Origin of the sequence: Sulfitobacter dubius (assembly GCF_027214245.1) — a bacterium.
GTDB lineage: Bacteria > Pseudomonadota > Alphaproteobacteria > Rhodobacterales > Rhodobacteraceae > Sulfitobacter > Sulfitobacter dubius_A.
Genome location: NZ_JAPWHM010000002.1, coordinates 479,285 through 504,513 on the forward strand (window position 1 = coordinate 479,285; position 25,229 = coordinate 504,513).

Consider the following 25,229-nt stretch of genomic DNA (forward strand, 5'->3'; position numbering starts at 1 on the left):
AGCTTCGGCATGCTCTACCAATAGTAAAAATCAAGGGAGAATGAACATGCAGACAAGACGAAATCTGATAAAGCAGACAGCCGCTGGTATCTTCGCGGCGGCGCTCATGGCGCCGGGTTTGCTGCAAGCTCAGGAAAGTTTCACCTTCTCTCTCGCGGACTCGTTGCCGACGACGCATTACACTTACGACATCACGCAGGAATGGATCAAACTGCTGGAGGAACGCTCCGACGGGCGGATCAAGATTGTGCATTACCCAGCGGGGCAAGTAGCCTCAGCTCAGGATATGCTGGATGCCATTCAGAACCGCATCGCCGACATTGCCTATCTTCCGGTTCAGTACTTTGCCGAAAAGATGCCGCTGGCCACGGTCGGATCGTTGCCAATCCCAGAACTCCAGCCGAGTGTCGAAGCGCTGGATCGTGCCTATCTGGAACTTGGCAAAGGTATTCTGGACGAGGCTGAAATGCGCGACGCAGGTGTGCGCGTGGTCCGCGCCAGTACCACATCGTACTACAACGTTCATATGAAAACCAAAAAGATCGAAAAGCTGGAAGATCTTGCCGGCATGAAGATCCGGGTAGGCGGCAACGTGCAGCAGACTACCGTGCAGGCACTGGGGGGAATTCCTGTAACGATGGTGCCGCCGGAGATGTACAATGCACTTCAGAACGGCACGCTCGATGGTACGGTCTTCAGCCTGCCTAGCGTAAACTCTTACAAACTCGATGATTTGCTGAAGTATTCAACGAACAACCTGAATCTTGGTGTGTTTGCGACCTACTTCGCCATGAATCGCGAGTTGTGGGAGTCGCTTCCCGAGGATATCCGGACCATCTTTGACGAGGTAGGCGAGGAGATCATTGCGCACGAAAGTTCAGTCGTCGAAGGTTTGTCGGAAGAATACATTTCGAAGTTCCGTGACAGAGGCCTCGATATCTATGACCTCGAACCGGAGGTGTTGGCTGAGATCACTGAGCGATTGAACCCGATCCGCGAAGAATGGACCCAGCTCTACAGTGACCGCGGTCTGCCAGCGCAAGAAGTCGTAGACCAGTGGGTCGCGCTCCTCAAAAAGCACGGCGGAAACTGAAATGAGAATGCTGGCTCGTGTGCAGGACGCGCTTGAACTGACGTTCGAGTATGTTGCAATCGCCCTATTGGCGATCATGATGGTACTGGTGACGGCCGATACGGCCGGGCGCTATCTGTTGCACAAGCCAGTGTTTGGTACTCATGAATTCGTCGAGGCCTACCTGATGGTCGGTGTTGTCTTTCTGGGTATGGCCAGATTGCAGGCGACAGGGGGGCAGGTGGCGGTCGACATCGTTGCGCGACACTTCCCCCCATCCTTGCGGCGGGTCCTGCTGATCGTCTTTTCCGTAATTGCGCTTATTTTCCTCGGGCTGATCGCAATAAAGGCGGCTACTCAGGTCGAGCATAGCTTTGTGCGCCAGCAGGTCATTGCCACACCGTTTCCGTTTACCACAGTTCCGATGCCAGTCTGGCCGTCATGGTTTTTGCTCTTCACCGGAATTGTGATGATTTGCCTTCGGTTGGTGACGCAGACGGTTCTGCTGCTGACCGGCGCACCTTTGCCAGAACGCTCCGGTTCCGGGCACTAATTTCAGGACTGACATCAAATGACTTTCACGGAATTCCTGCCCTTGGGTCTTTTCATGATCACGCTCGTTTTGGGCATGCCGATCGGTTTTTCGCTGCTGGCGACCGGCGCGATCGGGATCTACCTTAATATCGGTTACATGCCGATGATGGGTATCCTGCAAAGCGAACCTTACAGGCACACCGCTTCATTCTTGCTGACGACGATCCCACTGTTCATCCTGATGGCAGAATTTCTGGCGCGCGGTACTGTCGTAAGAGACCTGTTTCGAAGCGCTTTCGCGTTCTTCGGTCACTTGCGCGGCGGGCTGGCCTTGGCCGCTGTTGCGGCGAATGTCGGCTTTGCGGCCTTGAGTGGTTCGTCCACCGCCGCTGCGGCCGCGATGGCGCGTATTTCTGTGCCGGAGATGCGGCGCTTTGGATATGATGATCGTTTGTCGCTTGGGACCGTTGCAATAGCCGGAACGCTGGCGATCATGATCCCACCGAGTTTGGGTTTGATCATCTACGGTATCCTCACGGAGATGTCGATTGGACGGCTTTTTATCGCGGCGATCATTCCCGGTATGCTGTCGGCTGCAGGGTTCGTCATTTCGATCCTCGTATGGGTCCGCCGCGAACCGGAGATTGCGCCATCCGTCGCTCGTGCTTCATGGGGCGAGCGCAGGGCAACATTGCTGCCAGTCGCCCCGGCACTTTTGCTCGTCGTGTTCATCGCCGGCGCAATCTATTCCGGCGCCGCCACACCTACGGAGGCTGCCGCAATTGGCGCAAGCTCCGCGCTGCTGATCTCGATCATCTTTGGCGGTTTGCGGTCCCGTGGGTCAATCGATGCCCTGCGTTCGTCCGTCAGAACCACGGCCATGATTTTTACGATCATTATTGGCGCAATGGTGTTCGGTAAGTTCCTCGCTCTGACGCGAATGCCTCAGGATCTGCTTGAAACGATCGTGGCAATGGATTTGCCAGGATTTGTTGTGATCGCAATCTTGATTGCAATGTATCTCATTTTGGGATGTTTTCTTGACCAGCTTGCGATCATCCTTCTCACGCTGCCTCTGACTTTTCCGCTCGTCGTGGGCTTGGGGTATGATCCGATCTGGTTTGGCATCGTTCTGACTAAAACATCGGAAATTGGCATGGTGACCCCACCACTTGGTCTTAACAGCTTTGTCGTTTCGGGTGCGACCAACACACCGGTTGAACGTACTTTTGCCGGGGTCTGGCGGTTCCTGATTGGGGACTTCATCGTTTTGTTGTTGCTGTTGCTCGTGCCATCATTGTCGCTGTGGCTTCCCGAGCTTTGGTATGGGCCAATGTCGCACTGAGATCGGGACGTGCGGGGCATTTCAGAGATAAAGCGAATCCAGTGGTCGCATTTGCTTGACGATTAACAAGTGTGGTGGAAGCTTGGGGCCTGATGGGTGACAGGCTTTGGTCATCAGATGAAAGCTGACGGAAGTTGGAGCAAAAATGCAGGACAACAATGTTGAGATGAAGACTGTTTTGTCAGAGGTACGCGGTGGCGTTGTTTGGATTACGCTCAATCGGCCCGATCAAGGCAACTCCATTAACTTGACCTTGGCGAAGGATCTATTCGATGCGGTGCGGCAGGCATCTTTGGACAGCAGCGTTCATTGTGTTGTCCTATCTGCAGCAGGGAAATTGTTTTGTGCGGGTGGTGATATCGCTGGGTTTGGCAGTGACGCTGCAAAGTTTCCTGAAAACATCGGCGCTTTGGCTCGTGGATTGCACGAAAGTATCGAAGTGTTGGAGGGGATGGACAAGCCGTTGGTCACGGTTGTCCAAGGTACTGCTGCGGGTGCCGGGCTCGTTTTGTCAGCGCTCGGGGATATTGTCTTGGCCTCGGATAAAGCAAAGTTTGTTCCAGCATATGGGTCGATTGGATTAACCCCCGATGGTGGGTCGACATGGATACTACCGCGCTTGCTAGGCCAGCGCCGTGCGATGGAGATGCTTTTGACCGGCACAGCTTTGACCGCGAAGGAAGCGGAAAGCGCAGGACTGGTGACACGGATCGTCCCCCACGATGAGTTGAACAGTGAGGCCGAAAAGGTATCAAAGCGTCTTGCGGAAGGCCCTGCCTGGGCTTTGGGCCGGACCCGTCGGTTGGTGCGGGAGGGAAGCGAGAGTGAACTGCACGCGCATTTGGAACGCGAGGCGTCTTCGATAGCGGAGGCGTCCAGCAAGCCCTTTGCCCAGGCTGCAGTCTCAAATTTTCTGAACAAAACGAAATAGACGCTAAACTATAGACGTCGGAAGGCCCCACAAGCAAACCAGGGTAGATGCATTAGCTTAGTGACCCATGTATTCGGGCAACCACAAGGACAATGCTGGGTAGGCGACCAGAAGAACCATGATGAAAACCTCGCAGGCGAGGAACCACCCTACACCCCTAAACACGGTCGATAGCGACACGCTTTCACCGGCGACCTGTTTTACCACATAAACGTTGATGCCGACCGGCGGCGTGAGCAGCCCGATTTCAATCATCTTGACGACGATGACCCCGATCCAGATCAAGTTCAAATCAGCGGCCTCAAACGCGGGCAGGAAGATTGGAAGCGTCACGAGCATGACGCCGATGGGATCTAGGAACATACCTAGCAGTAAAAACACGATGGCCATGGCGATGACCAGTTGAACGGGCCCCAGGCCGAGATCGGATACCACTTCGGCGATGAATGTGGGAATGCCGGCAATCGCAAGAAAACGTGTCAGTATCACAGCGCCGATTGCAAGGAAGAACAGCGAGGCGGTCGTATTCATCGTGTCGTCCATGCTTCGCCACAGAACCGACCAGGTGAGTTTGCCCTTGGCTGCACCGATGACGAACGCCATCACTGCGCCAACTGCGCCAGCTTCGGTCGGTGTAGCAATGCCAGAATAGATGGAGCCGATGACACATAGAACAAGAACTGGCATCGGCCAGACGGCGGCCAGGGCCTGCATTTTCTCTTTCATAGTGACAACTTCGGTCATTTTCGGCGCAAGTTCTGGTGACTTCATACAACGCAGGATGATCATTAGCGTATAGATCGCGCCCGTCATGACCCCTGGAATAAGGCCTGCGATCAGAAGCTTACCTACGGATTCACCTGTGAACCAGCCATAGAGAACAAAGGCGATGGAAGGCGGAATGAGCGCGCCCAGCGTTCCGGACGCCGCGACAGTGCCGGTTGCGAGGCCCTTATCATATCCGTACTTCAGCATTTCCGGAATTGCCAAACGTCCCACAGCAGCCGACGTGGCGACCGATGATCCAGAGGCAGCCGCAAAGCCGGCGGCAGTGAAGTTGGTTGCGACCGCGAGGCCGCCAGGAAGCTTGTTCAGCCACAGCCGCGCGGCTGAATATAGACTTTGCGTCAAGCCGGTTTGAAACGCTGCCGCGCCCATGAGTAGAAACATCGGTACGGCAGACAGCTCCCATGAAGATGCGAAGCTATGGGGCAAAGAGCCCAGCATGTTAAGCGCCGCGTTCCATCCCCGGACGAGGATGATCCCAACGAATGAGACCCCACCTAACACGAACGCGATCGGGACGCGCAGCGCAAGCAGGATGAGAATGGCGACAAGAGCGCCGCCGCCGATGGCTAGATCAGTCATGGTTGGTTCCTGCAGAATGTTTGGTAGCGGCCTGTTTCGACATTTCACGCGCGATGGGTGACTGACCCGTCACCAACACCCATAGATGCGATATGGCGAGAAGGAAGAGCCACAAGATCATCAGTGTGACCCCCAGTGGTAAGAACCAGCGGGCGGGCCAAACTGGCACATGTACGGTTGCCGCCTCCCAGTATTCCGCTCGTGCTGTCATTTTCATGGCTTGTGCAATAGCGGGGTCCAGCATGTATAAACCGTACACAATTCCGAAAGCGCAGCCGAATAGCTTGATTGCGGCGAGGGGGCGGCCTGTCATGCCTTGGGTGAACAATTCGACCTCAAGGTGAGATTCTGTACGTGTCACATTGCCCAGAGGCAGAAAGCATATGGCGGGCATGAAATAGGCTGCGACAAGCTCGAGCGTCATGGGGACTGGCGCATTAAAAACGTATTTGAGGACGACGTCCGACGCCACCAGGACCATCATTGCGCCCACGAGAAGGGCGGCAAATACTGCCGGTATTTTCGCAACCCAGTTTGCAATCTGTACCACCTTGGTCATCGCGGCTCCGATCTCTGACTTATGGCGTCGAATTAAATGAAGCGGGCTAAGAACCACTTCACGGCAAGCCAAAAACTGCGAGCACCCAAAGAGGCCGCCCGCAGTTCTCTTGGGAGGATCAGTTCGGCAATTTGGAGTAGATCTCCGTGCGCAGTGCCTCTTCGTAGGCGTCTTGATCCATGCCGATATCAGTCACGATGGCACTCCACTTTTCCACCAATGCTTCAAAGTCTGAAACCACCCGGTCTGCGACCTTTACGCCAGTACCTTCGGCGGTCGTGATGGCATCGGCGAAGGTGCCGCCGCGAAACTCTGCGATGAGTGTTTTGAATTCATCATCGGGCTCATAGATCTTCAAACCATTGGCTTTCGCCGCTTCAATCGCTTTATCCGCATCGGAAAGCGCTTCAAAGTTGATCTGCGCTACGAACGCCGGAAGCTCTTCAACGAAGGCAGCACGTTGGGCGTCGGAAAAGTCGTTCCAAACATCAAGGTTGAACAGGATATTGCCCGAGCTGATGTAATCGTTGATCGGCTCGTTGATCATCGACTTCACAAACTCACCCAGCTTGTATTCATCCAGCCAAGCGGCCGATCCTGTGCTGCAATCGGCTTGGCCGCGCTGCATGGCCTCGTACATCTCAGCTGTGGTTACTGATACGGGTACCGCGCCCATCTGTTGCATCAAGTTGGCTGGATTGCCTACAGCACGTACCTTTTTGCCCACCATATCAGCGGTCGAGGTTACTTCCGGCTTGCACATGATATAGTAGGGCGCAACCGCTGTTGTCGCTAGTAATTTGACGTTGTTGTTTTCATAGTCGGCAGTGCATTCTTGGCAGCTCAACAATTGCTGTTCGGTAACGGCAGCGGAATAGGCAAGCATGTCTTCATTAGAAGAAACCAAACGGCCGAAGTCAGAGAACATCGAAGCCGTTGGAATGCTGGATCGTAGGTATGCGTCGACGATCCCGCCTGCATCAACGGTTTGACTGCCGATCGTGTCCAGCATTTCAACCGGGCCGCCCATAGCGCCTGCCCAGAATGTCTCAAATGTGAGCTCTCCATCGGTTGCCTTCGAAACGCGGTCGAAATAAGCGACAGTTGCATCTCTGATCGAGCCTGCCGCCGGCAGGAAATGAGCATAGGTGATGTCACGGGCTGTCACGCTGGTCGCGCTTAGCGCGAAAGACGCGACTGTAATGGCAATGGTTTTTTTCAGGTACATAACGATCCTCCTTCGTTTTGATTGACCATCGCTGCGACGTAAACGCAGCGTCGGTGGCTCCGCTCTGCACCCGCAATTGCGGCTTGCATTCGGTAGCTGTATTTTTCCGATGTCGTCCTCCGTATCGCTTCGGACTACCAACCTCCCCGGTGGTCCGCGCGATGTTCTCCCTATAAGAAGCTTAGTAATTGCTTGTTAGAAAGCAAGTATTTATTTGTGTGATCCTTTACGTGATGGGGTAGGGCACGAGTTTTCAAGCGTTTGAAAAGATACAGTAAAATTCTCGGTTGGAAGCAATCGACCTGTATCAGTCTCACTGCGGTCTGTGCGGTGGCAGCCTGCTTGGGGGTGAGTTTTGAATTGATTCCCCCTCCCAAGCGATGAGCCTTCCTTTGCATGCCAGTACGACGGTGCGCGTCACCAAGGCGTCAGGACATACCGCCCCCAGAACCACCGCTCGCCGACATCACTTGGCCGGTGACGTAGTCGGAAAGAGGAGAGCACAGGAAATAGACAAGGCCTGCGGCCTCGTCGATGTGACCGGCGCGACCCAGCGGGATCTGCTTGATCTCGCGCGGCTTATAGACGTCGCCTGTTTCAGTTTCGTGGTCTATGCCCATTGCCTGTAGCGTCTTGACCGGCACGCCCAAGTTCACCTCTTCTCCCCCAACCTTAATCTGGTTCTGTTCGCTTTGAGGCAGGCCGAGACGGGTCTGGATGACGCCGAAGGCGGCGGAGTTCACGCAGATCTTACGCGGCCCCCATTCTTTGGCGAGAGATTTGGTGAGCCCGATCATCCCGGCCTTTGCTGCAGAGTAATTAGATGCGCCGATGTTGCCAAAAGACGCGGCAAGCGATGACACGTTTACGACCTTACGCATGACCTCGCGGCCTGCCTTGGCGTCTTCGGCGGCGGCAGCGAACATGACGGGCGCTGCGGCCTGAAGCACCCGGAATGGCACTGTCATATGGATGTCGAGCATGGCCTGCCATTGCTTTTCGGTCATCTTGTGAAACATCGCGTCCCAATGGTATCCGGCGTTGTTGACCACGATATCCACACCGCCGAACGCATCGACAGCGGTGTCGATCAGCGCTTTGGGCACCTCGGGGTCCAACAGGTCACCGACATGCGCTTTTGCGTTTGCCCCCAACTCCTGTTCCACCTTCGCGGAAGCTTCACCATCGACATCGGCGAACACGACCTTTGCACCGTGATTTGCCAGTATTTTCGTGATGGCATAGCCGATGCCCTGTGCGCCGCCGGTAACGACCGCAACTTTTCCCTCAAGCGTGTTCATGGTCATTTTCCTTTCCAGACAGGATCACGTTTTTCAGCAAAGGCAGCGAGGCCTTCTTTGAGATCGTCAGAGGCCAGAACCGGCTTGATAATCTCTTCTTGAATGCGCCAGCCGGCCTCATCGCGCCATTGCTCCGTGGCGGAGCGGTGAGCGATCTCCTTTGAGGCCACCGTGGCGAGAGGTCCGTTGCGTACGACAAGGGCCGCGTATTCCATCGCCCCTTCAAGGGTTTTTCCCGGTTCCACCAGTTTGTTGACATAGCCAAAGCTGTGCATGTCCGCGGCAGAGCGGGGCTCGGCCGTGATGATCATCTCCATCGCGATGTTGTGCGGGACGCGGTGGGGCAGGCGGAAGCAACCCCCACCAATCGCGACCAGCCCGCGTTTGGCTTCGGCCAAACCGAACACCGCGCTGGTCGATGCCACGACGATGTCACAGCACAAGGTCAATTCCATACCTCCGGCCAGCGCCTGACCCTCGACCGCGGCAATCAGAGGCTTTCTCGGGGGGCGATTCATGATTCCGAAACCGCCGCGTCCCTTCGTGACCGAGCGCTCACCCTTTGCTGCCGCGATAAGATCTTGGCCAGCGGAAAAGGTTGGCCCATTCGCTTGGATAATCGCGCACCGCAGATTGATGTCTTCTTCGTAACGGTCGATGATCGACTCCATCTCCTCGGACATTGCGAGATTGAAAGCATTTCGTGCATCGGACCGATCAAGCGTAATGATCAGAACGTGCCCGTCGGTCTCCGTCTTTATATAGCTCATCTTATCTTCCTCATGTTATTGTGGCGCGGAGATACGAGAAGGTTCGCGCAAGAAACGGGCAGAAGGGTAGGCACACTGCCTACTTTGGGCGATATCGATTGCGTGGCGGAACCGCCTTGCTGGGCTTTCAAGGGTAGCTTGTTAGGTGAGGCGCAGTTTCAATGCGGAACATGGGGTTGCTCCGATGAAGACACTGTTTTCCTCTATCGCGTTCATGCTGCCCTCCCAAACACCACTCAGCCATCTTACTTACTTGCTACCAAGCAAATAATGTGCGCGTCAAGGCTGTACCTGAAGATCAGCGCTTTAGAATGAATTAGCGCTTTTATTTCTTTCGAGAGAAAGGGTGCCTGACTGGCTTGAAAACCTCACAGCAATTAATAAACTTGCTTGTCGCATGGCAAGTTTATAGCTTAAACCGAAAGCGAATCTGGGAGGATTAAGTGATGAGTAATGTTGCCGCGGAACCTGTAATCGTCAGTCGAAGGGGGGCTGTACTGCATCTTATTCTGAACCGACCCCAAGCATTGAACGCCGTCGATGCAAGCGTTATTAAGGCTATGCGCACGGCATTACGTGCGGCCCAGAATGATGCTGACGTCAGGGTGGTCGCGATCTCAGCGGTACCTGGCCGCGCTTTCGTGGCAGGCGCTGACATCAAGGAAATGCTGCCCAATGGCCCCTCCGATGCCGAGGGCATGGTTAGGGACATTCGTACCCTCTATTCTGCGATCCACAATTTTCCCCGCCCCGTCATAGCGTTTATTGACGGTCTTTGTTTTGGCGGTGGGGTTGAGCTAGCGATTGCGTGTGATCTGCGGATTGCGACGGACCGTTCACAGTTCGGACTGCCAGAAGTAACACTGGGGATCCTTCCCGGAGGAGGCGGAACAGCGCGTCTGGCAGCGATGATCGGCGTAAACGCTGCCCGCAGGCTTTGCATGACTGGCAAAGTAATCGATGCTTCCGAGGCGCTGCGCCTTAACCTAATCGACGAACTGCATGAAGCCGATGACTTCGAAAAGACGACCGAAGAGCGTCTAGCTGCTTTCGCAGAAATGAGCCCGACGGCTCTCTCCCGCATCAAACGCATTTTTCGCCGGATCATCGATGATGCCTCTGAGACCCTAGATGAAGTTGAGGCCTACGCCATCGCGCAGTGTTTCGCGGGCGAGGATCAGAAGGAAGGCATGACGGCCTTTATCGAAAAGCGCAAACCTGTGTTTACTGGGCGCTAAGTGATCGGTGCCGAGCCTTGGCTCCGCCCGCGCAACGATCGAGCGCGTCCTGATAGGAAAATGCGGTGCGGGAAAGCTCGCGCAGGCAACGTTCGTGTCGCTCTTACCATTTTTCGGTTCGCAGTGATGTTCGCGCGCCAACTGTGCAGTCCTCCCGCCGCTTACAATTGCGCATGGCCATAGGGGATGGCGCCGGTCCTAGGCAGGGAGGCCTGTGACCTAATTTCAAGTTTCCGCGAATAGATTCCAGATCAGCAGGAGATGACAGTTCAATGACTTATATTCCAGATGCCAAAGAGCACATGTTGGTGTTGCGGGAGACGGCTACGATGACCGAAGCCGTTTCGGGTGTTGATGATGAAACACTGGTATCCATATTGGATGGGGTCGGAAGTTTTGCGCAATCTGGCTGGGGTGACCTGAACGCAATAGCTGACACTGTCGGTGCCCGCATTGAAGGGTCTGAGGTGACAATGCCTCCGGGACTTCCCGATGCCTATGCAAAGTATGTTTCGGCAGGGTGGGGCACACTACCGCTGGCTGAGGGTTTCGGCGGGCAGGGTTTGCCATTCAGCCTGGCAATGGCCGTGCAGGAGGTCCTTGGTGCCAGCAATTTTGCGCTCACATCCTGTACCACGCTGACTGCCGGAGCGATCGAGGCGATACTCCATCACGGCAGCGATGCGCAAAAGGCCGTGTATCTACCGCGTCTTGGTACGGGGGAATGGACAGGCACGATGAACCTGACCGAACCGCAAGCAGGCACCGATGTTGGCGCACTCAAGACAACGGCCACGCCTCTTGAAGACGGAACATGGTCCATCAGGGGTATGAAGATCTTCATTTCTTTTGCAGACCACGACCTGACGGACAATATCGTCCATTTGGTATTGGCCCGGACGCCGGGCGCTCCGGCTGGCACAAAAGGCATATCGCTGTTTCTTGCGCCGAAGTTTCGGGCCGATGACGACGGTGAGTTTACGGTAAGAAATGGCATGAATGTCGTCTCAATCGAACACAAGGCCGGTTTCCATGCTTCGCCGACCTGTGTCGTCGCTTTCGGTGAATCCGAGCCCTGTATCGGTGAATTGATAGGCAAAGAAAATCAAGGCATGCGAGCCATGTTCACGATGATGAACAGTGCCAGAATTGGTGTCGGACATCAGGGCGTTCAACTGGGAGAGGCAGCGACGCAGAAGGCGGTCGCTTATGCCCAAGAACGCATTCAGGGCCGCCGCAATGGGCAGCCGGTGCCAATTATTGAGTTCCCGGATGTGCGGCGCATGCTCCTGCGGATGAAAGCTTTGACTCAAGGAAGCCGCGCGCTCTTGTTTTATGCTGCGGGGTGTTTGGACCGGGCCGCGGCGGGCGACAAAAAAGCAGCGCAACGTCTCGAATTGATGACACCGCTTGCCAAAGCCTACGGCTCGGAAGTCGGTGTGGAAATTGCGAGTTTGGGCATGCAGGTTCACGGCGGTATGGGATACATTGAGGAGACGGGTGCAGCGCAATATTGGAAAGACGCCAGGATTGCTCCAATCTATGAGGGGACCACAGGCATTCAGGCCGCCGACCTGGTTGGACGCAAATTAGCTATGGAGGATGGAGCGGCCTTTGCAGCGCTGATCTCCGACATGCGGGCCTCGGCAAAACATCCCGAACTGAAGCGGCTGATCGACCTATGCGAAGATGTCGCGGACCGCTACGCGACGGCCTCTGCCGATGACCGGCTCGCAGGCAGCTATTCTTTCTTGATGATGGTTTCCGTGGCGGTCAGCGGCTGGTTGCTGGAACGGCAGCTCGAAGCGGTAACAACAGATGATTTCGGCAAATCGAAAGCAGTCGTCGTAAGGTTCTATCTCGAACATTTGGTACCAGAGGCTGCCGGTTTGTGGGCTTCGGCGACTGCTGGCTCGGAGTTGCTGTATGAGCTTGCCGCAGAAGCCTTCTAGGTGATCAGACTGCGACCTTTAAAAGCAAACGGCCCGGACAACATCCGGGCCGTTTTCGCTTGCGCAGAAGCAAATTGCTATTCTGCCAGCATCGCGCGAACTGCCTTGCGATCCGGTTTGCCGATGGCGGTCAGCGGGATCGCGTCTACAACATGGATTGCCTTGGGCGCATAAACCGGCCCCTTCTTGTCTTTGACAAAGGCCGACAATGCTGAACTGTCTATCGTGCATCCTTCGCGCTGTACCACAACAGCCGTAACGGCTTCCCCCCATTTGTCATGCGGCATGCCGACGACGGCTACATTGGCAACATCCGGATGGCTTGCAAGTGTGTCTTCAACTTCACGCGGATAGACATTGAAACCGCCGGAGATGATCATGTCCTTCTTCCGGTCAACTAGATAGAGGTACCCTTCGTCATCCTCGCGCGCCATGTCGCCGGTATGTAGCCAACCTGAGCGGAAGACTTCAGCAGTCTCTTCGGGCCGGTTCCAATAACCATCCATCACCATTGGGCTGCGAATGCACAGCTCACCTACCTCACCGCGGGCGACAGGTTGATCGTTTTCATCAAGTATCGCGGTTTGAACGGCCGCGGTCGGGTGCCCGCAGGACGCCAGCAATTCGGGTCGCGCCGGGTCGTGGTCTTCGCGCCGCAGGATGCTGATTTGCAAAGGTACTTCTGTCTGGGCGTATCCTTGCATAAAGACCGAGCCGAAAAAGCCGAGCGCTTGTTCTAGGCGGGACGGCGAAATGGGTGAAGCACCGTAGATGACAAGCTCCAACGACTTCATCTTTTCGGCGACCACATCAGGGTGATCGAGCAGTGCGTATATCATTGTCGGCACGATAAATGTCGCTGTAATCTTGTGCTCAAGAATGGTCTCTTGAAATCCTGTCGGCGTAAAGCCATTGGCCATGACCACCATCCCGCCCCGAAGCAGTACGGGAAGGACCAGCAAGCCAGCTGCATGGGAAATAGGGGCCACAATCAGCATGCGCGTTTCGGCCGGCCATTCATATTCGCCCAAGACGGTCTGAACGCTGTTCACGAAAGACGGGTGGCGGTGGGTGACGCCCTTGGGCATGCCGGTCGTTCCGCCCGTGTAAACGACACAGACGATCTGCGTTGAATCAAGCGTTGGGGATAAATCTCCGGGCGTCTGTCCGTCGGCAAGGGCGCAAATGTCGGTGTGACCCTCGGAAGGTCCCAGAGTCGCAATTTTGCATGCTTTTGAAAGTGGCTCGATCCGCCCAGCATAGGCTGTCGGCTCAACAACCAAGAGGTCGATTTCGGCATCACCCACGATGAACAGGTGGTCGTCAAGGCTCCCCATCGGATGGAGAGCGGTATAACGTACCCCCATGCACATGGCGGCAGCCATCACGCTGTAGGCTTCGATGGTATTCGTGACGAGCAGCCCCACGGCATCACCGCTTTTGAGGCCAAGCGCTCCGAGCGCCGATTTATACTGCGAGATTCTCGCACCAAGTTCTCGATAGGTTAGCTTGTTCTTTCCGTCGGAAATCGCGGGTCTGTCGCCAAAGCGGCGAGTCGCCCGATCAAGTAATTCGCCCATCGTGCAGGTCGAGTTTTGGGTCGTGTTCATTGCAAGTCCTCCATTGTGCCAGCAACTGACACGATCCTCCCCGTGTCTCGCCAACTTGCTTGCTGACTATCAAGCAAGTATTATTGTAGGGATCTGCAACCCGTCAAGAAGTATCGTCTGATAATTGCGGCCTTTGCTTCTTTACCGCTGAACAGCCTTCTTCCGCGCCGTTAGCTGGACGGCCAGCAAATTAATCCGTACATTGAATTGCATGCATCAGCAGCGGTTTAGATTTTGAGCCGCTGCTCACACCGACAAGAACTGGGTTTTAAGATGGCGGCAGACGTAAAGACGAAGAAGCGTAGAACTCAGGGGGAACGGCGAGAGGAAGCCGAGTCAAAACTTATTGAGGCCGCGACGGTTCTGGTGGCGACAAAGGGCTTTGATGGTTTCTCGCTTGCGGAGGTCGGTGATCTGGCAGGCTATAGTCGCGGTTTGCCTGGCCATTATTTCGGGTCAAAGATTGAGCTACAAAACCGAGTGGCTGAACATATCGTTTCAGAATTTTACAAAGATGCTGCCGATTTGCCGATCCGAAAACGAGGTCTTCAAAGGGTCAACGACCTTATTCGGCACTATATCAGAGTATCCAAACTCGAGCGTGTCAAAGCGCTGACCTTCTTGTTTACCCAGGCACAAATCGAGGACAGCCTGAAGAAGACGATGACACGGTTGCACAATCAGGCGATATCGACCCTTAAGCAGGAAATTGAAATCGGCATTGAAAACGGCAGTATTCGCAGGGATGTCGATCCATTGCTTCAGGCCGGTGTCATCTATGCATTCCTGCGCGGGCAGTTGGCGTTTGCAGTGCTCGACCCCAGTTATGAAACAGTCTCTCTGGGGGAGACATTCATCGCTAACCTTAAGCAGTCCATTCAGGCCGGGTAATCTATAGCCTGTCCTGGCGGACCCAGATAAAAATGGGGAAGCCTGCGGAATTATAAACTTGTCAAACAGCAAGCAAATTTATAGAGCTATATTTGAGGATAGGCGTAGGGGGAGGCACCATGACCGAAGAAGCGCTTGCATTGTTTCAAAGCGAGGGAACAGACCAGTTGCCGGACAACCCTGCCCTGATCGGTGGGGGCTGCGATGATTGCGGGTATGTGTTTTTTCCGATGCAGCGATATGGCTGCGAAAAATGCGGGTCGACGGCTTTGCGCGTGAAGAAGCTGACTGGGCGGGGCACTTTGATTGCTTCTGCCTTTGTGCATATGCCTGTCGGCACCCCTCACGAGGGCCCTTTTTGGGTCGGATCGATCCAAACAGATGATGGTGCGATCCTACGGTCTATTTTGCAGGTTTCCGAGGGTGCCGTATTAAAACCGGGGACGCCAATGATCACGAAACTTGTTCCCGAAACGCGCCCAAACCACGGCGCGCAAGACCTGCGTTTCATGCCGGCGGCAGATTAAGGATCAGCACATGGCCAAACTTATCAGCGATCTTCGCCCCGTCTACGTCGTCGGCATCGGCTTCCACCCCTACCAGCGGAGCAGCGAAACGAGCTATGTACAGCTCGGGCTGACCGCCGTTCGCGAAGCGTTAGCAGATGCTGGGGTGTCGTGGGAAGACGTTGAGTCTTCCTATGTGGCGCATGCACTACTGGGCATGGCGGCTGGCCGCCCGATGTTGCGCCATCTCGGCGATAGCGGCCGCCCAATTGTACACATTGAAAACGCTTCTGCTTCGGGGTCGGCCGCGGTACGGCACGCCTGTATGGAGGTAGCCTCTGGCATCAGCGATGTCGTTCTGGCGGTCGGCGTTGACAAGCGGGAACGCCCCGAAGTTTATCGCGCCAGCACCGGGCTGCCGGATCTGGCAGAGGACAGCATCCTTCCCTTTACCCATTTCGCCCTGCTGACGGACGAATACGTGCATAAATATGGTGTGACCCCCGAAGACATGGCGCTGGTCGCCGTGAAAAATCACGCAAACGGTGCGAAGAATATCAATGCCCAACGTCAAAAGGTCCGCACGATCGAAGAGGTGATGAGCCGACCGATCTCTGGCTCGATTACTGCTTTGCAATGCACCCCTATCGGCGAAGGCGGCGCGGCGGTCATTCTTGCTTCCGAAGAGGGTATTAAGCGACTGGGGCTGGATATGGGCCGAGCCGTTCGGATTGCATCCTCTGCTGCGGGCAGCGAACGGGCGGGCAACAATCTGAATCCCGACACCGCGCTTACGGCTGATATCATGCGACTTGCCATCGCTCAGGCTCAGATCGCGGCGACGGATCTGGACATTTTAGAAGTGCATGACGCCTTTTCGGTCGAAGAACTGCTCTATGCTGAAGCGATTGGCATCTGCAAACCGGGCCACTACGTACCGATGCTGAAAGAAGGCGCATGGAATATTGGCGGTCACTGTGCCGTCAGCCCTTCGGGCGGACTGCTTGCCATGGGTCATCCCGTTGGCCCCACAGGCATCGGGCAGGTGGGCGAGATTACCCGGCAGCTTCGTGGGGAGGCAGGTACGCGCCAGCATAAAAACGCCAAGACCGGACTCGCTCATATGGTGGGGGTGGGTGCCGTTTGTTACGCGCATGTCCTGATGAAATAGACCATACTATAATATGCGAGGTGCGCGGGCGAGTTCAGGTTGCCTGCCACCACGCGACGCCCTCGGCGTCGATCTTGCGTGTGGCCTGACCACGCGTCCGCAAGCAATGCAGATTGGCCAATGCTTCGCCGGCGGCAAGGCCGTAAATGCTTTCCGTCACCTCACGGTTAAATAGAACCGTGAAAAGGTCGATGACCCGCCTGGGCTCTTGGATTTCCGCAAGCGCATTTTTCAGGTCTTGTTCATGTCCATCGATCAGCGCGTCGATGCGCGTGTGCAATCCGCGATAGGGGTCACCGTGCGAAGGCAGCACTAACACGTCATCCGGAATTTCTGATTTTATCCGCGCCAGACTGCTGAGCCAATTCGTCATTGGATCCGCTTCGGGATTGTGTGCGCGGACCGATACGTTTGGTGTGATTTTTGGCAACACCTGGTCGCCCGCGATGAACAATCTTTTTTTATGATTGTAGAGACAAGCGTGTTCCGGCGAATGGCCGGAACCTATGACAACCTGCCATGCATCACCGCCCAAGGTCAGCTTGTCACCTGCCGCAATGCGCTCAAACTTCGTCGGTGGCGTGCAGACAAGCCCACTATAGGAACGTTGAAGTTCCATGTTCGCCTCGATCAACGCATCACTGCCGCCGGCCGCGCGAAAGAATGCTGTCTGGCGGGCATCGCGTTCCTGCGACATGCCCATGGCCAGTGCAACCAGTTCCGTTTCTTCTTTCATGGTAATCAGGACTGGCGCACCTCTGCATCGGCTGATCCATCCGGCCAGACCCCCGTGATCAGGGTGCCCATGCGTCAGAACTAAGCTGTTCACAGCTTGCGACTGAATGGTGCTCGCAAATATTTCATTCCACGCTGCGACGGTTGCAGGTGAATTGATGCCCGTATCGATAATGTCCCAACATACTTCATGATGGAACAGCCAAATGTTGACTGACTTTAGACCGCCGCCAACCGGCATTCTCGCCCAGAGAAGATTGTCCAAAACCTCAATGGTGGAACCGTCACCGATACATGGGACATTCTCACCGAACGGGAAACTCAATAACTTCTCGGTTCCGGCTGAAGATTCCGCTTGGCTATCCATTCTGGTTCATCCTCACTCTGCGCGTTTAAGGTCAAATACAACTATACTTGCTTACCATCAAGCAAATAACTAAGGTGACTGGAATCAGGGCAGCCCAAGGCTGCGATAGGGGAGGATAACATGGACATTAAAAACACCGCCGCGATTGTCACCGGGGGCGCCTCAGGGCTGGGCGCGGCGACCGCATCACTTTTGGCGCAGAGGGGGGCAAAGGTCGCATTGTTCGACGTTAATGCTGAGCTCGGCAATCAACTCGCCGATGAGATTGGCGGGTCATTCCATTCTGTCGACGTCACTGATCCTGAGATGGTGAAAAGCGCAGTTCAGGATGCAGAAGGATTACATGGGAAAGCGCGCATCCTTGTCAATTGTGCAGGGATCGGTCCGCCGGCAAAGGTGTTGAATCGAGATGGGTCACCCTTGCCGCTGGAAGACTTTGCAAAGGTTATCCAGATCAACCTGATCGGCACGTTCAATGTTCTGTCTCATTTCGCAGCCCGGCTCTATGAGGCTGAGCCCGTCGGGGAAGAACGCGGCGTTATCGTCAATACCGCTTCGGTTGCAGCATTTGAAGGCCAGATTGGACAGGCGGCTTACTCCGCCTCCAAATCCGGTGTCGCCGGTATGGCTTTGCCGATTGCACGTGAGTTTGCGCGATATGCAATTCGTGTGAATACGATCGCGCCGGGGCTATTTCTAACACCGATGTTGGAAACGCTTCCGCAAGAAGCACAAGATTCACTAGGCAAACAGGCGCCTTTCCCCAGCCGTTTGGGCAAACCCGAGGAATACGCTCAGATGGTGGAAGCCATCATCTCAAACCCCATGTTGAACGCCGAGACGATACGATTGGACGGTGCAATTCGGATGGCTCCGAAATGAAGGGCGTAGGCCCGGTCAAAGCTGATGAAATCGCCGCACGGGTCGAAACCTTTGTTCGGGAAAAGGTAATACCTTACGAGTCCGACATGCGTCGTGATCATCATGGCTGCCCAACTGAGGAGCTCGTGATTGAACTCCGCGCCAGAGCCAAAGAGGCAGGGGTTTTGACCCCCCATATCATGGCGGATGGCAGTCACTTATCTCAACGGGAAACCCTTGTGGTTCTGCACAAAAGCGGCCTCTCACCCCTTGGACCCTTGGCGTGCAATACAGCCGCGCCAGACGAGGGCAACATGTACCTGCTCGGCAAAATCGGTAGTCCTGAAATCAAAAAACGTTTTCTTGATCCGTTGGTCGCAGGAGCGCGGTCGGCCTTCTTTATGACAGAGCCCGCATCGTCAGGTGGGGCAGGGTCCGATCCAAAGATGATGCAAACGGCTTGCCGGCGCGACGGCAATCACTGGGTCATCAATGGCACAAAGGCGTTCATCACCGGTGCGCAGGGCGCAAAGGTGGGGATCATTATGGCAAAGGCCGAAGAGGGCGCTTGTCTGTTTCTTGTCGATCTGCCGAACCCTGCAATCGAAATCACACACATCCCCAACACGATCGATACCTCAATGCCTGGCGGCCACGCTGTCGTTGAGATCAAGGATCTGCGCGTACCCGAAGATCAGATGTTGGGTGAACCCGGTGACGGGTTCAAATATGCGCAAATCAGACTAAGCCCGGCACGACTATCGCATTGCATGCGCTGGCTTGGCGCTTGCACCCGCGCACAGGAAATCGCGGTCAACTACGCCAATAATCGGAAGGCGTTCGGCAAAACGCTGATCGACCACGAGGGTGTAGGCTTCATGCTGGCAGAAAATCACATCGACCTGCGACAGGCATGGCTGATGATTGATTGGTGCGCGGGCGTTCTGGATGAGGGGCGTCTAGGCACCGTCGAAAGCTCTATGGCGAAGGTGGCCGTATCTGAGGCTTTGATGCGCATCGCAGATAAATGCGTCCAGGTCATGGGGGCTTCGGGTGTTTCCGGCGAGACCATCGTGGAGCAGGTCTTCCGGGAGGTTCGCGCCTTTCGCATTTATGACGGCCCAACGGAAGTTCACAAGTGGAGCCTCGCTCACAAAATACGCCGCGACTGGAAAGCCGCGCAAGAAAACCATGGGGCCTTGAATGGCCACCAGAACTCATAATGGAGAACGAAATGGCAGACGCATATATCGTAGCGGCAGGTCGGACAGCAGGTGGCAGACGCGACGGCAAGTTATCGCAGTGGCATCCAGCGGATTTGGCAGCTGAAGTACTCAACGCACTTGTAGATCGCTCCGGCATTGATCCGACAGCGGTCGACGACGTCATCATGGGCTGCGTTACACAAGCGGGCGAACAGGCACTTCAGGTCGGCCGCAACGCGGTCTTGTCGTCAAAGCTGCCCCAGACCGTTCCGGCGGTCACCATTGACAGGCAATGCGGAAGTTCGCAGCAGGCGGTGCAGTTCGCGGCACAGGCAGTTATGTCGGGCACACAGGATGTGGTTATCGCTGCAGGGACCGAAAGCATGTCGCGGGTGCCCATGTTCTCGAACATGATGCTGCACAAGAAAGCAGGCATCGGCGGTAGCGCCTACAGCCCGCGCGTATTGGAAAAATACGGAGTCGATAATTTCAGCCAGTTTGATGGCGCCGAATTGGTGGCCAAGAAGTACGGATTTGACCGGACGACATTGGACCGATTTGCGCTGGAAAGCCATCGTCTGGCAGCAGTTGCCGATGATGCCGACGCATTCGTCGAGGAAATCGTACCGGTTGACGTAGACGGCACCCCCCACCTGCGGGACGAGGGTATCCGCCGCGAAGCGACACTCGATGGGTTGGCTGGACTGAAAACCCTGACAGAGGGTGGTGTAATCACCGCCGGGAACGCCAGCCAGATTTGTGATGGTTCCTCAGGGGTTATGATTGTGTCGGAACATGCGCTGAAAAAATATGGCCTAACGCCCATGGCACGGATCGTCGGTATGTCAGTCACGGCGGGTGATCCAGTCATCATGCTGGATGAGCCGGTGGCAGCGACCCGAAAAGTGCTCGATCGGACAGGCATGTCGCTGGACGATATTGATCTCTATGAGGTTAACGAAGCATTTGCTCCCATCCCGTTGGCATGGCTCAAGGCAATGGGTGCTGATCCAGAAAAGCTAAACGTCAATGGAGGCGCTATCGCTTTGGGCCATCCATTAGGCGCCAGCGGAACGAAGTTGATGACCACGCTAATATACGCTCTCAAAGCCCGCGGCAAACGCTACGGTTTGCAGACTATGTGTGAAGGCGGCGGGATCGCAAACGCCACGATCATTGAGGCGCTTTGACAGGTCGCCGGTTAAAAAGCGCTCTGCGCAGGGCCCTATAGCGGAAACTCGATGCGGCTCCCCTTGCGGCGTTTGCTCGCAAAGGGGGCTGACGGTGACTTACAAGAGCCAGTTTGCATCGGCTTTAGGGATCGCTTCTGAGAAGGACATTTCGTGAATGATCTTGCCGGTGGCGACCTCGGGACCGTTTGCGAGCGGTACTGTTATCCTAATGTCGCCGCCCAGACGGATATAGCCTGGTTGCGCGGTGTTTTCATTCGGTTGCTGGTCGGAATTGAGCGCGTCGCTCAAGAGGTGATTGCCTGAAATTTCGATACGGATCATGTCTCCATTGTAGGGTGCCTCGATCAGGAAGCCGTCAGGCCAACCGTTGCCGGACTGCGGGCCGACATGGATTTCACCAACGAAACTGTCCTCAAATTCACCGGTGCTGAGCAGGATTTCACTGTCTTTTGCCAACATGAACTTGCAGACGACCTTGTTGCCGTAATCCGCGTTGTGTTGAATATACGAGAAGTTAAGCGTGAAATCTCCGCATTCCGCACGGCCCCAGTGCCACGCTTTGAGAACACCTTCGATACCGGCATTACCCCAATTGTGGTCGTGATAACCGTGACCATCCTCGATAGCGATTGTTTCGCCCGCGACCTGAATAGTGCCGTTCACAACTGCGCGCGGTGCGGGCACGACATGCGCGTTAAACACCGTCAGCGCCTCGTCGAAATACATCGCACCGGAACCGGCACGCCAGGACTCAACGGTTGCAACAAGCTCTAGGTCGACGACCACATCATCATGTTCGGCATGTAGCTGCCAATTCGGGTAGCGGCCTTTACACCAGTTATTGCCCAGCTTTACGTCGCAATGCTCTTCGGACGCGATGAAGTCCACACCGGGGAAGGGCACTTGGAAATCGCGGTTGGTGCCGTCGGGGAGTTCGACGTTCAACATCAACATCGGCGGTAGGTCAGGGTTGTCCAACATGATTAACGGGCGGTCCATCAGGATCACCGCGGCCTTGAGGCCTGACTGGGTGAACAGATCAAAATACCACCATTCGTAATGGCGCGGGTTTCCGTCATTGTGATAGCCGTCGTCGCGATCTGTCACGACTTCTTGGGCGGCCTGGTCGTACAGACCCGGTGCCTCATAGTTACCAATGACGCGCTTTGGCGCTTGGGCAGTCGCGATGGAGCACAGGCCAGGTACAAGCACGAGGCCCGCTCCGAACGCGCTTGAAGTCAAAAAGAATCTTCGGGAGAGTTCCATGGTCTTTCCTCTTGGAATCGTTAAGTAAGTTGATCAGCTCTGAGCCCGGTTCATTAGCTTCGCGTATTTTTTGAGGAACAGATCATTGCCCTTCATCTTGCTGGTCAGGAAGTCACCAGCAGTGAAGAAACCAAGGAAGGAATTCCCCTGTTTGGGGCCAAGCGGCACAAGGATCGGTGCCTTGCTGCCCCATGGCTTATATGGCTTCATGTCTTCGACCGATTGTCCCGCTGCCAATCCGGACAGCGTCGTCTTTAGCCATGGCAACTGGCGACTTGCGGCGACAATGGTCATCCCGTCGCCTGCATCCGCGACATCGCCGGCCGCGAACACATTGGGCAGCGACGATGGGCGCATCCACGGGTCGACTTTGATCCGGTTTTCCGTCGTTTTCTGGACACCGGCAAGCGTTTCAAGCACCTCGGAATTCGCGCGCGATCCGATAACCGGAAAGATCAGGTCGAAGTCGTGCTGTGACCCATCAGCGAGTTGCAGGGTGCCCGCATAAGGCTCGGTCATGCTTTGCAGGTTCTCCGCCAACTGGCCAAGAATGAGCGTGACGCCAGTCTTGCGCAGTTTCGCGGCCAAAGAGGTGCCCAGCTTTGACGGCATCGTCGGGAACAATGTCTCGTCGCTTGAGATCAGTGTCACCTTCTTGTCCGGCATGGCATAGGCGATTTCGCCCGCAAGCTCGGTGCCAACGGCACCAGCCCCGACAATGCCGATGCGCCGCGCCGCTTTGAGTTGCTGGTGAATGCGCTGGTTGTCGGCCTTGAGGTCCGCAATATCGGCGCCTTGAGGCTTGAATGGCATGGCGTTGCCAGATCCGGTGGCAACAACGATTTGATCCGCCTCTACCCGACTGCCGTCCTCCAACGTAACACTGTCCGCGTCTATGGATTTCGCCTTGGAGGCGATTACCTTGCCGTTCGTGAGCAGCCGATCATAGGGAATAAGAGCGCGATCCAGCAGCGAAGGATCAACAACCGCGCGGATCATGGCCGGCGCGTGAACGAAGTGACTGCGCGGCTCGATCAATGTGACTTGTGCGGTGTCGTCGAGAGACTTCGCGAGTTCGGCGCCTATGTACCCGCCGCCGACAATGGCAACTTTCTGTGGCATGATTTTTAACCTTCTTGGGGGCCTTGCGGCGTAATTCTATGATTTGTGGGCGGCGTGATCGGCGGGATAGGTGATCTGTCCGAATTTCCCGGCGCGATACTCGCGGAACGCTTCGGTCAGTTCGTTGTCGCTGTTCATGACAAACGGGCCGCGCATGGCGATGGGGTCGGTGATCGCCTCACCGCCAAACAGCAGCAGATCGAGCGGTTCAACAGCCGGGTTAGTGATCTCCAACGTCCCATTCGGGGCGTCCAATCCGATGAGGGTATGCGCATCGATCTTGGTATCACCGACCACGGCCCCTTGCGTTGGCAGGAATCCAGCGACAGGCAGACCGGCGTGCAGGGCGATATCGACTGTCGCAAGCGGCTCGATCCTCACGTGCCAGATAAATTCGCCCGCATAGGTGGGGATGGGCGAGGATTGCCTGTCATAAGCGCCAAGCAGAACTTTGACCTCCCCACGTCCCCCCGCGAGTCCTACAACGGGCAGGTCCGGGGATGAGACGGGCATGTATTGCGCGGGCTCGTTTTTGTTCGGCGCAGGCAGGTTGATCCAGAATTGAAAGGAATGCAGCACCCCGCCATCACGGCGCAGGGGCGTGGCGAGCATTTCGTCATGGATAATGCCGTTGCCCGCGTTCATCCATTGCACGCCTCCTGCTGTCACGGTGCTGTTGTTCCCCAGGCTGTCGAAATGGGTCATCGCCCCTTCCATGACATAGGTGAATGTCACGATACCCCGATGGGGGTGGGCGAAGCTGCCATCGGGCTCGGGCAACTCACCAGCAACAATTTCGCTCTTGGGCAGATGATCGAGAAGAAGGAACGGGCCGACCGCGTTCACAGCCCGGTTCGGAAGGGCTCGTGCGATGGTAAATGTACCGACTCGATCGGGCTGCGTTGGCTCTTGGAAAGAAACTTGTTTCATTGAATTGCTCCGGTTGTTGATCCAGTGATAAGCGAAGCGAAGCCTGATTGATATTTATACTTTTTTAGTATCTAAATAAAAAATTCTTAACTTGTGGTGCCTCATGAAACTCGATCAACTGAACGTCTTGCGCGCCGTTGTTGAAACCGGTTCGGTCAAAGGGGGCGCCGAACGCCTCAACCGGACGCAGCCAGCGATCAGCCAAGCGTTGAAGACTCTGGAATTTCAGACTGGGACCGAATTGTTTGATCGGTCGGGGTATCGGCTTGTACTCACACCGGTGGGCAAACGGGTCTATCTTCAATCCTTGCGGGTTTTGACGGAGGCGGAGGATCTGGGTCAGTTGATCCAGCACTTCGAGAGAGGGCAGGAAGAAACGATTACAATCGCGGTGGATTCCAGCACCAACCTCAACGCGCTGACCCCCGTCTTGTGCAAACTGCAAACGGATTTTCCCGAGACCCGTGTAGTCTTGCGCCCGGAGGTTCTGTCCGGCGCCATCGAGGCCGTAAAAACGGAGACCGCGGCAATCGCTATTTCGCCAATGTCCTCAATCATGCTTGAGGAAGAGGGCTGCGACTACATCCCTCTCGGGAAATCGATCTTGCGCAATGTTACGTCACCATCCCTTTGGGCTGAGATGGATCATCCCGAGCGGCTCTCGGACATGCGCCGTTTCCATCAGGTCATCGCGAGCGACAGCGGCCAAGCCGGAGGGCTGTTCGACCGCGAAATCGGCGTCCAGAAAGGCCAGCGCCGCTGGTATGTCAGCGACTTGCACACCAAGAAGCACCTGCTGATTGCAGGTCTCGGCTGGGGCCGCCTGCCAGAACACATGATCGCGGAAGAGTTGGAGCAAGGGCTGCTATGCGAGATAGACTTGCCACACACACACCTTGCATTTGATGTTACAATCTATGCGTTTCGCCAAACACAACCGATTATCGGTTCCGTAGCGGAATTGCTATGGAGGGAATTCAAAGCCCTTTCATCGTAATGCCCAACTATCGTTCGATACTACCTATGATGACTGAACTCGCAGCGCGTATCTGCCCTGACCATTCGTGGGGTCGC

23 protein-coding genes are annotated in these 25,229 nt (G+C 55.6%); 13 read left to right on the forward strand and 10 right to left on the reverse strand.

Translation table 11 applies throughout. The features are described from left to right. The first annotated feature begins 46 nt into the window (after nt 1–46). The 4 genes from dctP (at nt 47) to O4H31_RS06270 (ending at nt 3,882) form a co-directional block, all read left to right on the forward strand. Entirely contained in the window at nt 47–1,093 is a 1,047-nt protein-coding gene (dctP, locus tag O4H31_RS06255) for a TRAP transporter substrate-binding protein DctP (RefSeq protein ID WP_269343837.1), read from the forward strand. Nucleotides 1,094–1,100: 7 nt separating this feature from the next. Beyond that, nucleotides 1,101–1,625 carry a TRAP transporter small permease gene (locus O4H31_RS06260; RefSeq protein ID WP_269343840.1) on the forward strand — a complete coding sequence of 175 codons (525 nt, stop codon included), beginning with the start codon at nt 1,101–1,103 and terminating at the stop codon, nt 1,623–1,625. Between the two features lie 18 nt (nt 1,626–1,643). Beyond that, the gene (locus O4H31_RS06265; protein ID WP_269343842.1) at nt 1,644–2,951 is read left to right on the forward strand and encodes a TRAP transporter large permease; all 1,308 of its coding nucleotides are present in this window, start codon (nt 1,644–1,646) and stop codon (nt 2,949–2,951) included. A 145-nt stretch (nt 2,952–3,096) separates the two neighbouring features. Further along, on the forward strand, nt 3,097–3,882 hold the full coding sequence (locus tag O4H31_RS06270) for an enoyl-CoA hydratase/isomerase family protein (protein WP_269343844.1): 786 nt from the start codon (nt 3,097–3,099) through the stop codon (nt 3,880–3,882). Nucleotides 3,883–3,939: 57 nt separating this feature from the next. Here the strand turns inward: O4H31_RS06270 and O4H31_RS06275 are convergent, their stop codons facing one another. The 5 genes from O4H31_RS06275 to O4H31_RS06295 all read right to left on the reverse strand — a co-directional run bounded on the left by O4H31_RS06275 (nt 3,940) and on the right by O4H31_RS06295 (nt 9,108). Further along, nucleotides 3,940–5,250 (reverse strand): TRAP transporter large permease, encoded by a 1,311-nt coding sequence (locus tag O4H31_RS06275; protein WP_269343846.1) that lies wholly within the window; start codon nt 5,248–5,250, stop codon nt 3,940–3,942. Next, nucleotides 5,243–5,809, reverse strand: a complete 567-nt coding sequence (locus O4H31_RS06280) for a TRAP transporter small permease (protein ID WP_269343848.1) — start codon at nt 5,807–5,809, stop codon at nt 5,243–5,245. The genes O4H31_RS06275 and O4H31_RS06280 overlap by 8 nt, the downstream gene beginning before the upstream one ends. A gap of 118 nt (nt 5,810–5,927) precedes the next feature. Then, a complete protein-coding gene (locus tag O4H31_RS06285; RefSeq protein WP_269343850.1) occupies nt 5,928–7,037 on the reverse strand; it encodes a C4-dicarboxylate TRAP transporter substrate-binding protein in 1,110 nt (369 codons plus the stop codon). 428 nt (nt 7,038–7,465) lie between these two features. Next, nucleotides 7,466–8,338, reverse strand: a complete 873-nt coding sequence (locus O4H31_RS06290) for an SDR family NAD(P)-dependent oxidoreductase (RefSeq protein ID WP_269343853.1) — start codon at nt 8,336–8,338, stop codon at nt 7,466–7,468. 2 nt (nt 8,339–8,340) lie between these two features. Beyond that, nucleotides 8,341–9,108 (reverse strand): crotonase/enoyl-CoA hydratase family protein, encoded by a 768-nt coding sequence (locus O4H31_RS06295; protein WP_269343855.1) that lies wholly within the window; start codon nt 9,106–9,108, stop codon nt 8,341–8,343. A gap of 446 nt (nt 9,109–9,554) precedes the next feature. On the opposite strand from O4H31_RS06295, the gene O4H31_RS06300 reads away from it, so the two are divergent. Together O4H31_RS06300 and O4H31_RS06305 are read left to right on the forward strand one after the other, a co-directional pair. After that, nucleotides 9,555–10,346: an enoyl-CoA hydratase/isomerase family protein gene (locus tag O4H31_RS06300; protein ID WP_269343857.1), complete on the forward strand. Its 792-nt coding sequence runs from the start codon at nt 9,555–9,557 to the stop codon at nt 10,344–10,346. A gap of 272 nt (nt 10,347–10,618) precedes the next feature. Then, on the forward strand, nt 10,619–12,298 hold the full coding sequence (locus O4H31_RS06305) for an acyl-CoA dehydrogenase (protein WP_269343858.1): 1,680 nt from the start codon (nt 10,619–10,621) through the stop codon (nt 12,296–12,298). A 77-nt stretch (nt 12,299–12,375) separates the two neighbouring features. On the opposite strand, the gene O4H31_RS06310 is transcribed toward O4H31_RS06305, so the two are convergent. Continuing rightward, nucleotides 12,376–13,908 (reverse strand): AMP-binding protein, encoded by a 1,533-nt coding sequence (locus tag O4H31_RS06310; protein WP_269343860.1) that lies wholly within the window; start codon nt 13,906–13,908, stop codon nt 12,376–12,378. A gap of 273 nt (nt 13,909–14,181) precedes the next feature. Between O4H31_RS06310 and O4H31_RS06315 the strand changes: the two genes are divergently transcribed. From O4H31_RS06315 to O4H31_RS06325, 3 genes are all read left to right on the forward strand, one after another. Beyond that, the gene (locus tag O4H31_RS06315) at nt 14,182–14,799 is read left to right on the forward strand and encodes a TetR/AcrR family transcriptional regulator (protein ID WP_269343862.1); all 618 of its coding nucleotides are present in this window, start codon (nt 14,182–14,184) and stop codon (nt 14,797–14,799) included. Nucleotides 14,800–14,918: 119 nt separating this feature from the next. Further along, complete coding sequence (locus O4H31_RS06320) at nt 14,919–15,326, forward strand: Zn-ribbon domain-containing OB-fold protein (protein WP_269343864.1); 408 nt, start codon at nt 14,919–14,921, stop codon at nt 15,324–15,326. A 10-nt stretch (nt 15,327–15,336) separates the two neighbouring features. Next, complete coding sequence (locus O4H31_RS06325) at nt 15,337–16,476, forward strand: thiolase family protein (protein ID WP_269343866.1); 1,140 nt, start codon at nt 15,337–15,339, stop codon at nt 16,474–16,476. Nucleotides 16,477–16,510: 34 nt separating this feature from the next. Here the strand turns inward: O4H31_RS06325 and O4H31_RS06330 are convergent, their stop codons facing one another. Then, nucleotides 16,511–17,578, reverse strand: a complete 1,068-nt coding sequence (locus tag O4H31_RS06330; protein WP_269343869.1) for an MBL fold metallo-hydrolase — start codon at nt 17,576–17,578, stop codon at nt 16,511–16,513. Between the two features lie 120 nt (nt 17,579–17,698). Here O4H31_RS06330 and O4H31_RS06335 point away from each other — a divergent pair, with 120 nt between their 5' ends. From O4H31_RS06335 to O4H31_RS06345, 3 genes are read left to right on the forward strand one after another with little or no spacing between them, the layout of a single operon-like run. Next, complete coding sequence (locus O4H31_RS06335) at nt 17,699–18,460, forward strand: SDR family NAD(P)-dependent oxidoreductase (protein WP_269343871.1); 762 nt, start codon at nt 17,699–17,701, stop codon at nt 18,458–18,460. Next, nucleotides 18,457–19,662, forward strand: a complete 1,206-nt coding sequence (locus tag O4H31_RS06340; protein ID WP_269343873.1) for an acyl-CoA dehydrogenase family protein — start codon at nt 18,457–18,459, stop codon at nt 19,660–19,662. Before O4H31_RS06335 ends, O4H31_RS06340 begins: the two co-directional genes overlap by 4 nt. Before the next feature lie 11 nt (nt 19,663–19,673). Further along, on the forward strand, nt 19,674–20,834 hold the full coding sequence (locus O4H31_RS06345; RefSeq protein WP_269343875.1) for an acetyl-CoA C-acetyltransferase: 1,161 nt from the start codon (nt 19,674–19,676) through the stop codon (nt 20,832–20,834). A 99-nt stretch (nt 20,835–20,933) separates the two neighbouring features. Here O4H31_RS06345 and O4H31_RS06350 read toward each other — a convergent pair whose 3' ends face one another. Genes O4H31_RS06350 through O4H31_RS06360 form a run of 3 tightly spaced genes read right to left on the reverse strand, consistent with a single transcriptional unit; the run spans nt 20,934 to nt 24,155 of the window. After that, entirely contained in the window at nt 20,934–22,103 is a 1,170-nt protein-coding gene (locus O4H31_RS06350; RefSeq protein ID WP_269343877.1) for a hypothetical protein, read from the reverse strand. A gap of 33 nt (nt 22,104–22,136) precedes the next feature. After that, complete coding sequence (locus O4H31_RS06355; protein ID WP_269343879.1) at nt 22,137–23,225, reverse strand: NAD(P)/FAD-dependent oxidoreductase; 1,089 nt, start codon at nt 23,223–23,225, stop codon at nt 22,137–22,139. 36 nt (nt 23,226–23,261) lie between these two features. After that, nucleotides 23,262–24,155, reverse strand: coding sequence for a pirin family protein (locus O4H31_RS06360; RefSeq protein WP_269343881.1), 894 nt, complete (start codon nt 24,153–24,155; stop codon nt 23,262–23,264). A 103-nt stretch (nt 24,156–24,258) separates the two neighbouring features. Between O4H31_RS06360 and O4H31_RS06365 the strand changes: the two genes are divergently transcribed. Further along, on the forward strand, nt 24,259–25,152 hold the full coding sequence (locus O4H31_RS06365; protein ID WP_269343883.1) for a LysR family transcriptional regulator: 894 nt from the start codon (nt 24,259–24,261) through the stop codon (nt 25,150–25,152). The last annotated feature ends 77 nt before the right edge of the window (nt 25,153–25,229 follow it).

Excerpts from the sequence above, each read along its gene's own strand:
- O4H31_RS06295 (WP_269343855.1), bottom strand. The coding sequence starts at position 9,108 with ATGAGCTATATAAAGACGGAGACCGACGGGCACGTTCTGATCATTACG.
- O4H31_RS06320 (WP_269343864.1), top strand. The coding sequence starts at position 14,919 with ATGACCGAAGAAGCGCTTGCATTGTTTCAAAGCGAGGGAACAGACCAG.
- O4H31_RS06365 (WP_269343883.1), top strand. The coding sequence starts at position 24,259 with ATGAAACTCGATCAACTGAACGTCTTGCGCGCCGTTGTTGAAACCGGT.
- O4H31_RS06345 (WP_269343875.1), top strand. The coding sequence starts at position 19,674 with ATGGCAGACGCATATATCGTAGCGGCAGGTCGGACAGCAGGTGGCAGA.
- O4H31_RS06300 (WP_269343857.1), top strand. The coding sequence starts at position 9,555 with ATGAGTAATGTTGCCGCGGAACCTGTAATCGTCAGTCGAAGGGGGGCT.
- O4H31_RS06290 (WP_269343853.1), bottom strand. The coding sequence starts at position 8,338 with ATGAACACGCTTGAGGGAAAAGTTGCGGTCGTTACCGGCGGCGCACAG.
- O4H31_RS06285 (WP_269343850.1), bottom strand. The coding sequence starts at position 7,037 with ATGTACCTGAAAAAAACCATTGCCATTACAGTCGCGTCTTTCGCGCTA.
- O4H31_RS06265 (WP_269343842.1), top strand. The coding sequence starts at position 1,644 with ATGACTTTCACGGAATTCCTGCCCTTGGGTCTTTTCATGATCACGCTC.
- O4H31_RS06270 (WP_269343844.1), top strand. The coding sequence starts at position 3,097 with ATGCAGGACAACAATGTTGAGATGAAGACTGTTTTGTCAGAGGTACGC.
- O4H31_RS06350 (WP_269343877.1), bottom strand. The coding sequence starts at position 22,103 with ATGGAACTCTCCCGAAGATTCTTTTTGACTTCAAGCGCGTTCGGAGCG.
- O4H31_RS06330 (WP_269343869.1), bottom strand. The coding sequence starts at position 17,578 with ATGGATAGCCAAGCGGAATCTTCAGCCGGAACCGAGAAGTTATTGAGT.
- O4H31_RS06360 (WP_269343881.1), bottom strand. The coding sequence starts at position 24,155 with ATGAAACAAGTTTCTTTCCAAGAGCCAACGCAGCCCGATCGAGTCGGT.
- O4H31_RS06260 (WP_269343840.1), top strand. The coding sequence starts at position 1,101 with ATGCTGGCTCGTGTGCAGGACGCGCTTGAACTGACGTTCGAGTATGTT.
- O4H31_RS06305 (WP_269343858.1), top strand. The coding sequence starts at position 10,619 with ATGACTTATATTCCAGATGCCAAAGAGCACATGTTGGTGTTGCGGGAG.
- O4H31_RS06325 (WP_269343866.1), top strand. The coding sequence starts at position 15,337 with ATGGCCAAACTTATCAGCGATCTTCGCCCCGTCTACGTCGTCGGCATC.
- O4H31_RS06315 (WP_269343862.1), top strand. The coding sequence starts at position 14,182 with ATGGCGGCAGACGTAAAGACGAAGAAGCGTAGAACTCAGGGGGAACGG.
- O4H31_RS06280 (WP_269343848.1), bottom strand. The coding sequence starts at position 5,809 with ATGACCAAGGTGGTACAGATTGCAAACTGGGTTGCGAAAATACCGGCA.
- O4H31_RS06310 (WP_269343860.1), bottom strand. The coding sequence starts at position 13,908 with ATGAACACGACCCAAAACTCGACCTGCACGATGGGCGAATTACTTGAT.
- O4H31_RS06340 (WP_269343873.1), top strand. The coding sequence starts at position 18,457 with ATGAAGGGCGTAGGCCCGGTCAAAGCTGATGAAATCGCCGCACGGGTC.
- O4H31_RS06275 (WP_269343846.1), bottom strand. The coding sequence starts at position 5,250 with ATGACTGATCTAGCCATCGGCGGCGGCGCTCTTGTCGCCATTCTCATC.
- O4H31_RS06355 (WP_269343879.1), bottom strand. The coding sequence starts at position 23,225 with ATGCCACAGAAAGTTGCCATTGTCGGCGGCGGGTACATAGGCGCCGAA.
- dctP (WP_269343837.1), top strand. The coding sequence starts at position 47 with ATGCAGACAAGACGAAATCTGATAAAGCAGACAGCCGCTGGTATCTTC.
- O4H31_RS06335 (WP_269343871.1), top strand. The coding sequence starts at position 17,699 with ATGGACATTAAAAACACCGCCGCGATTGTCACCGGGGGCGCCTCAGGG.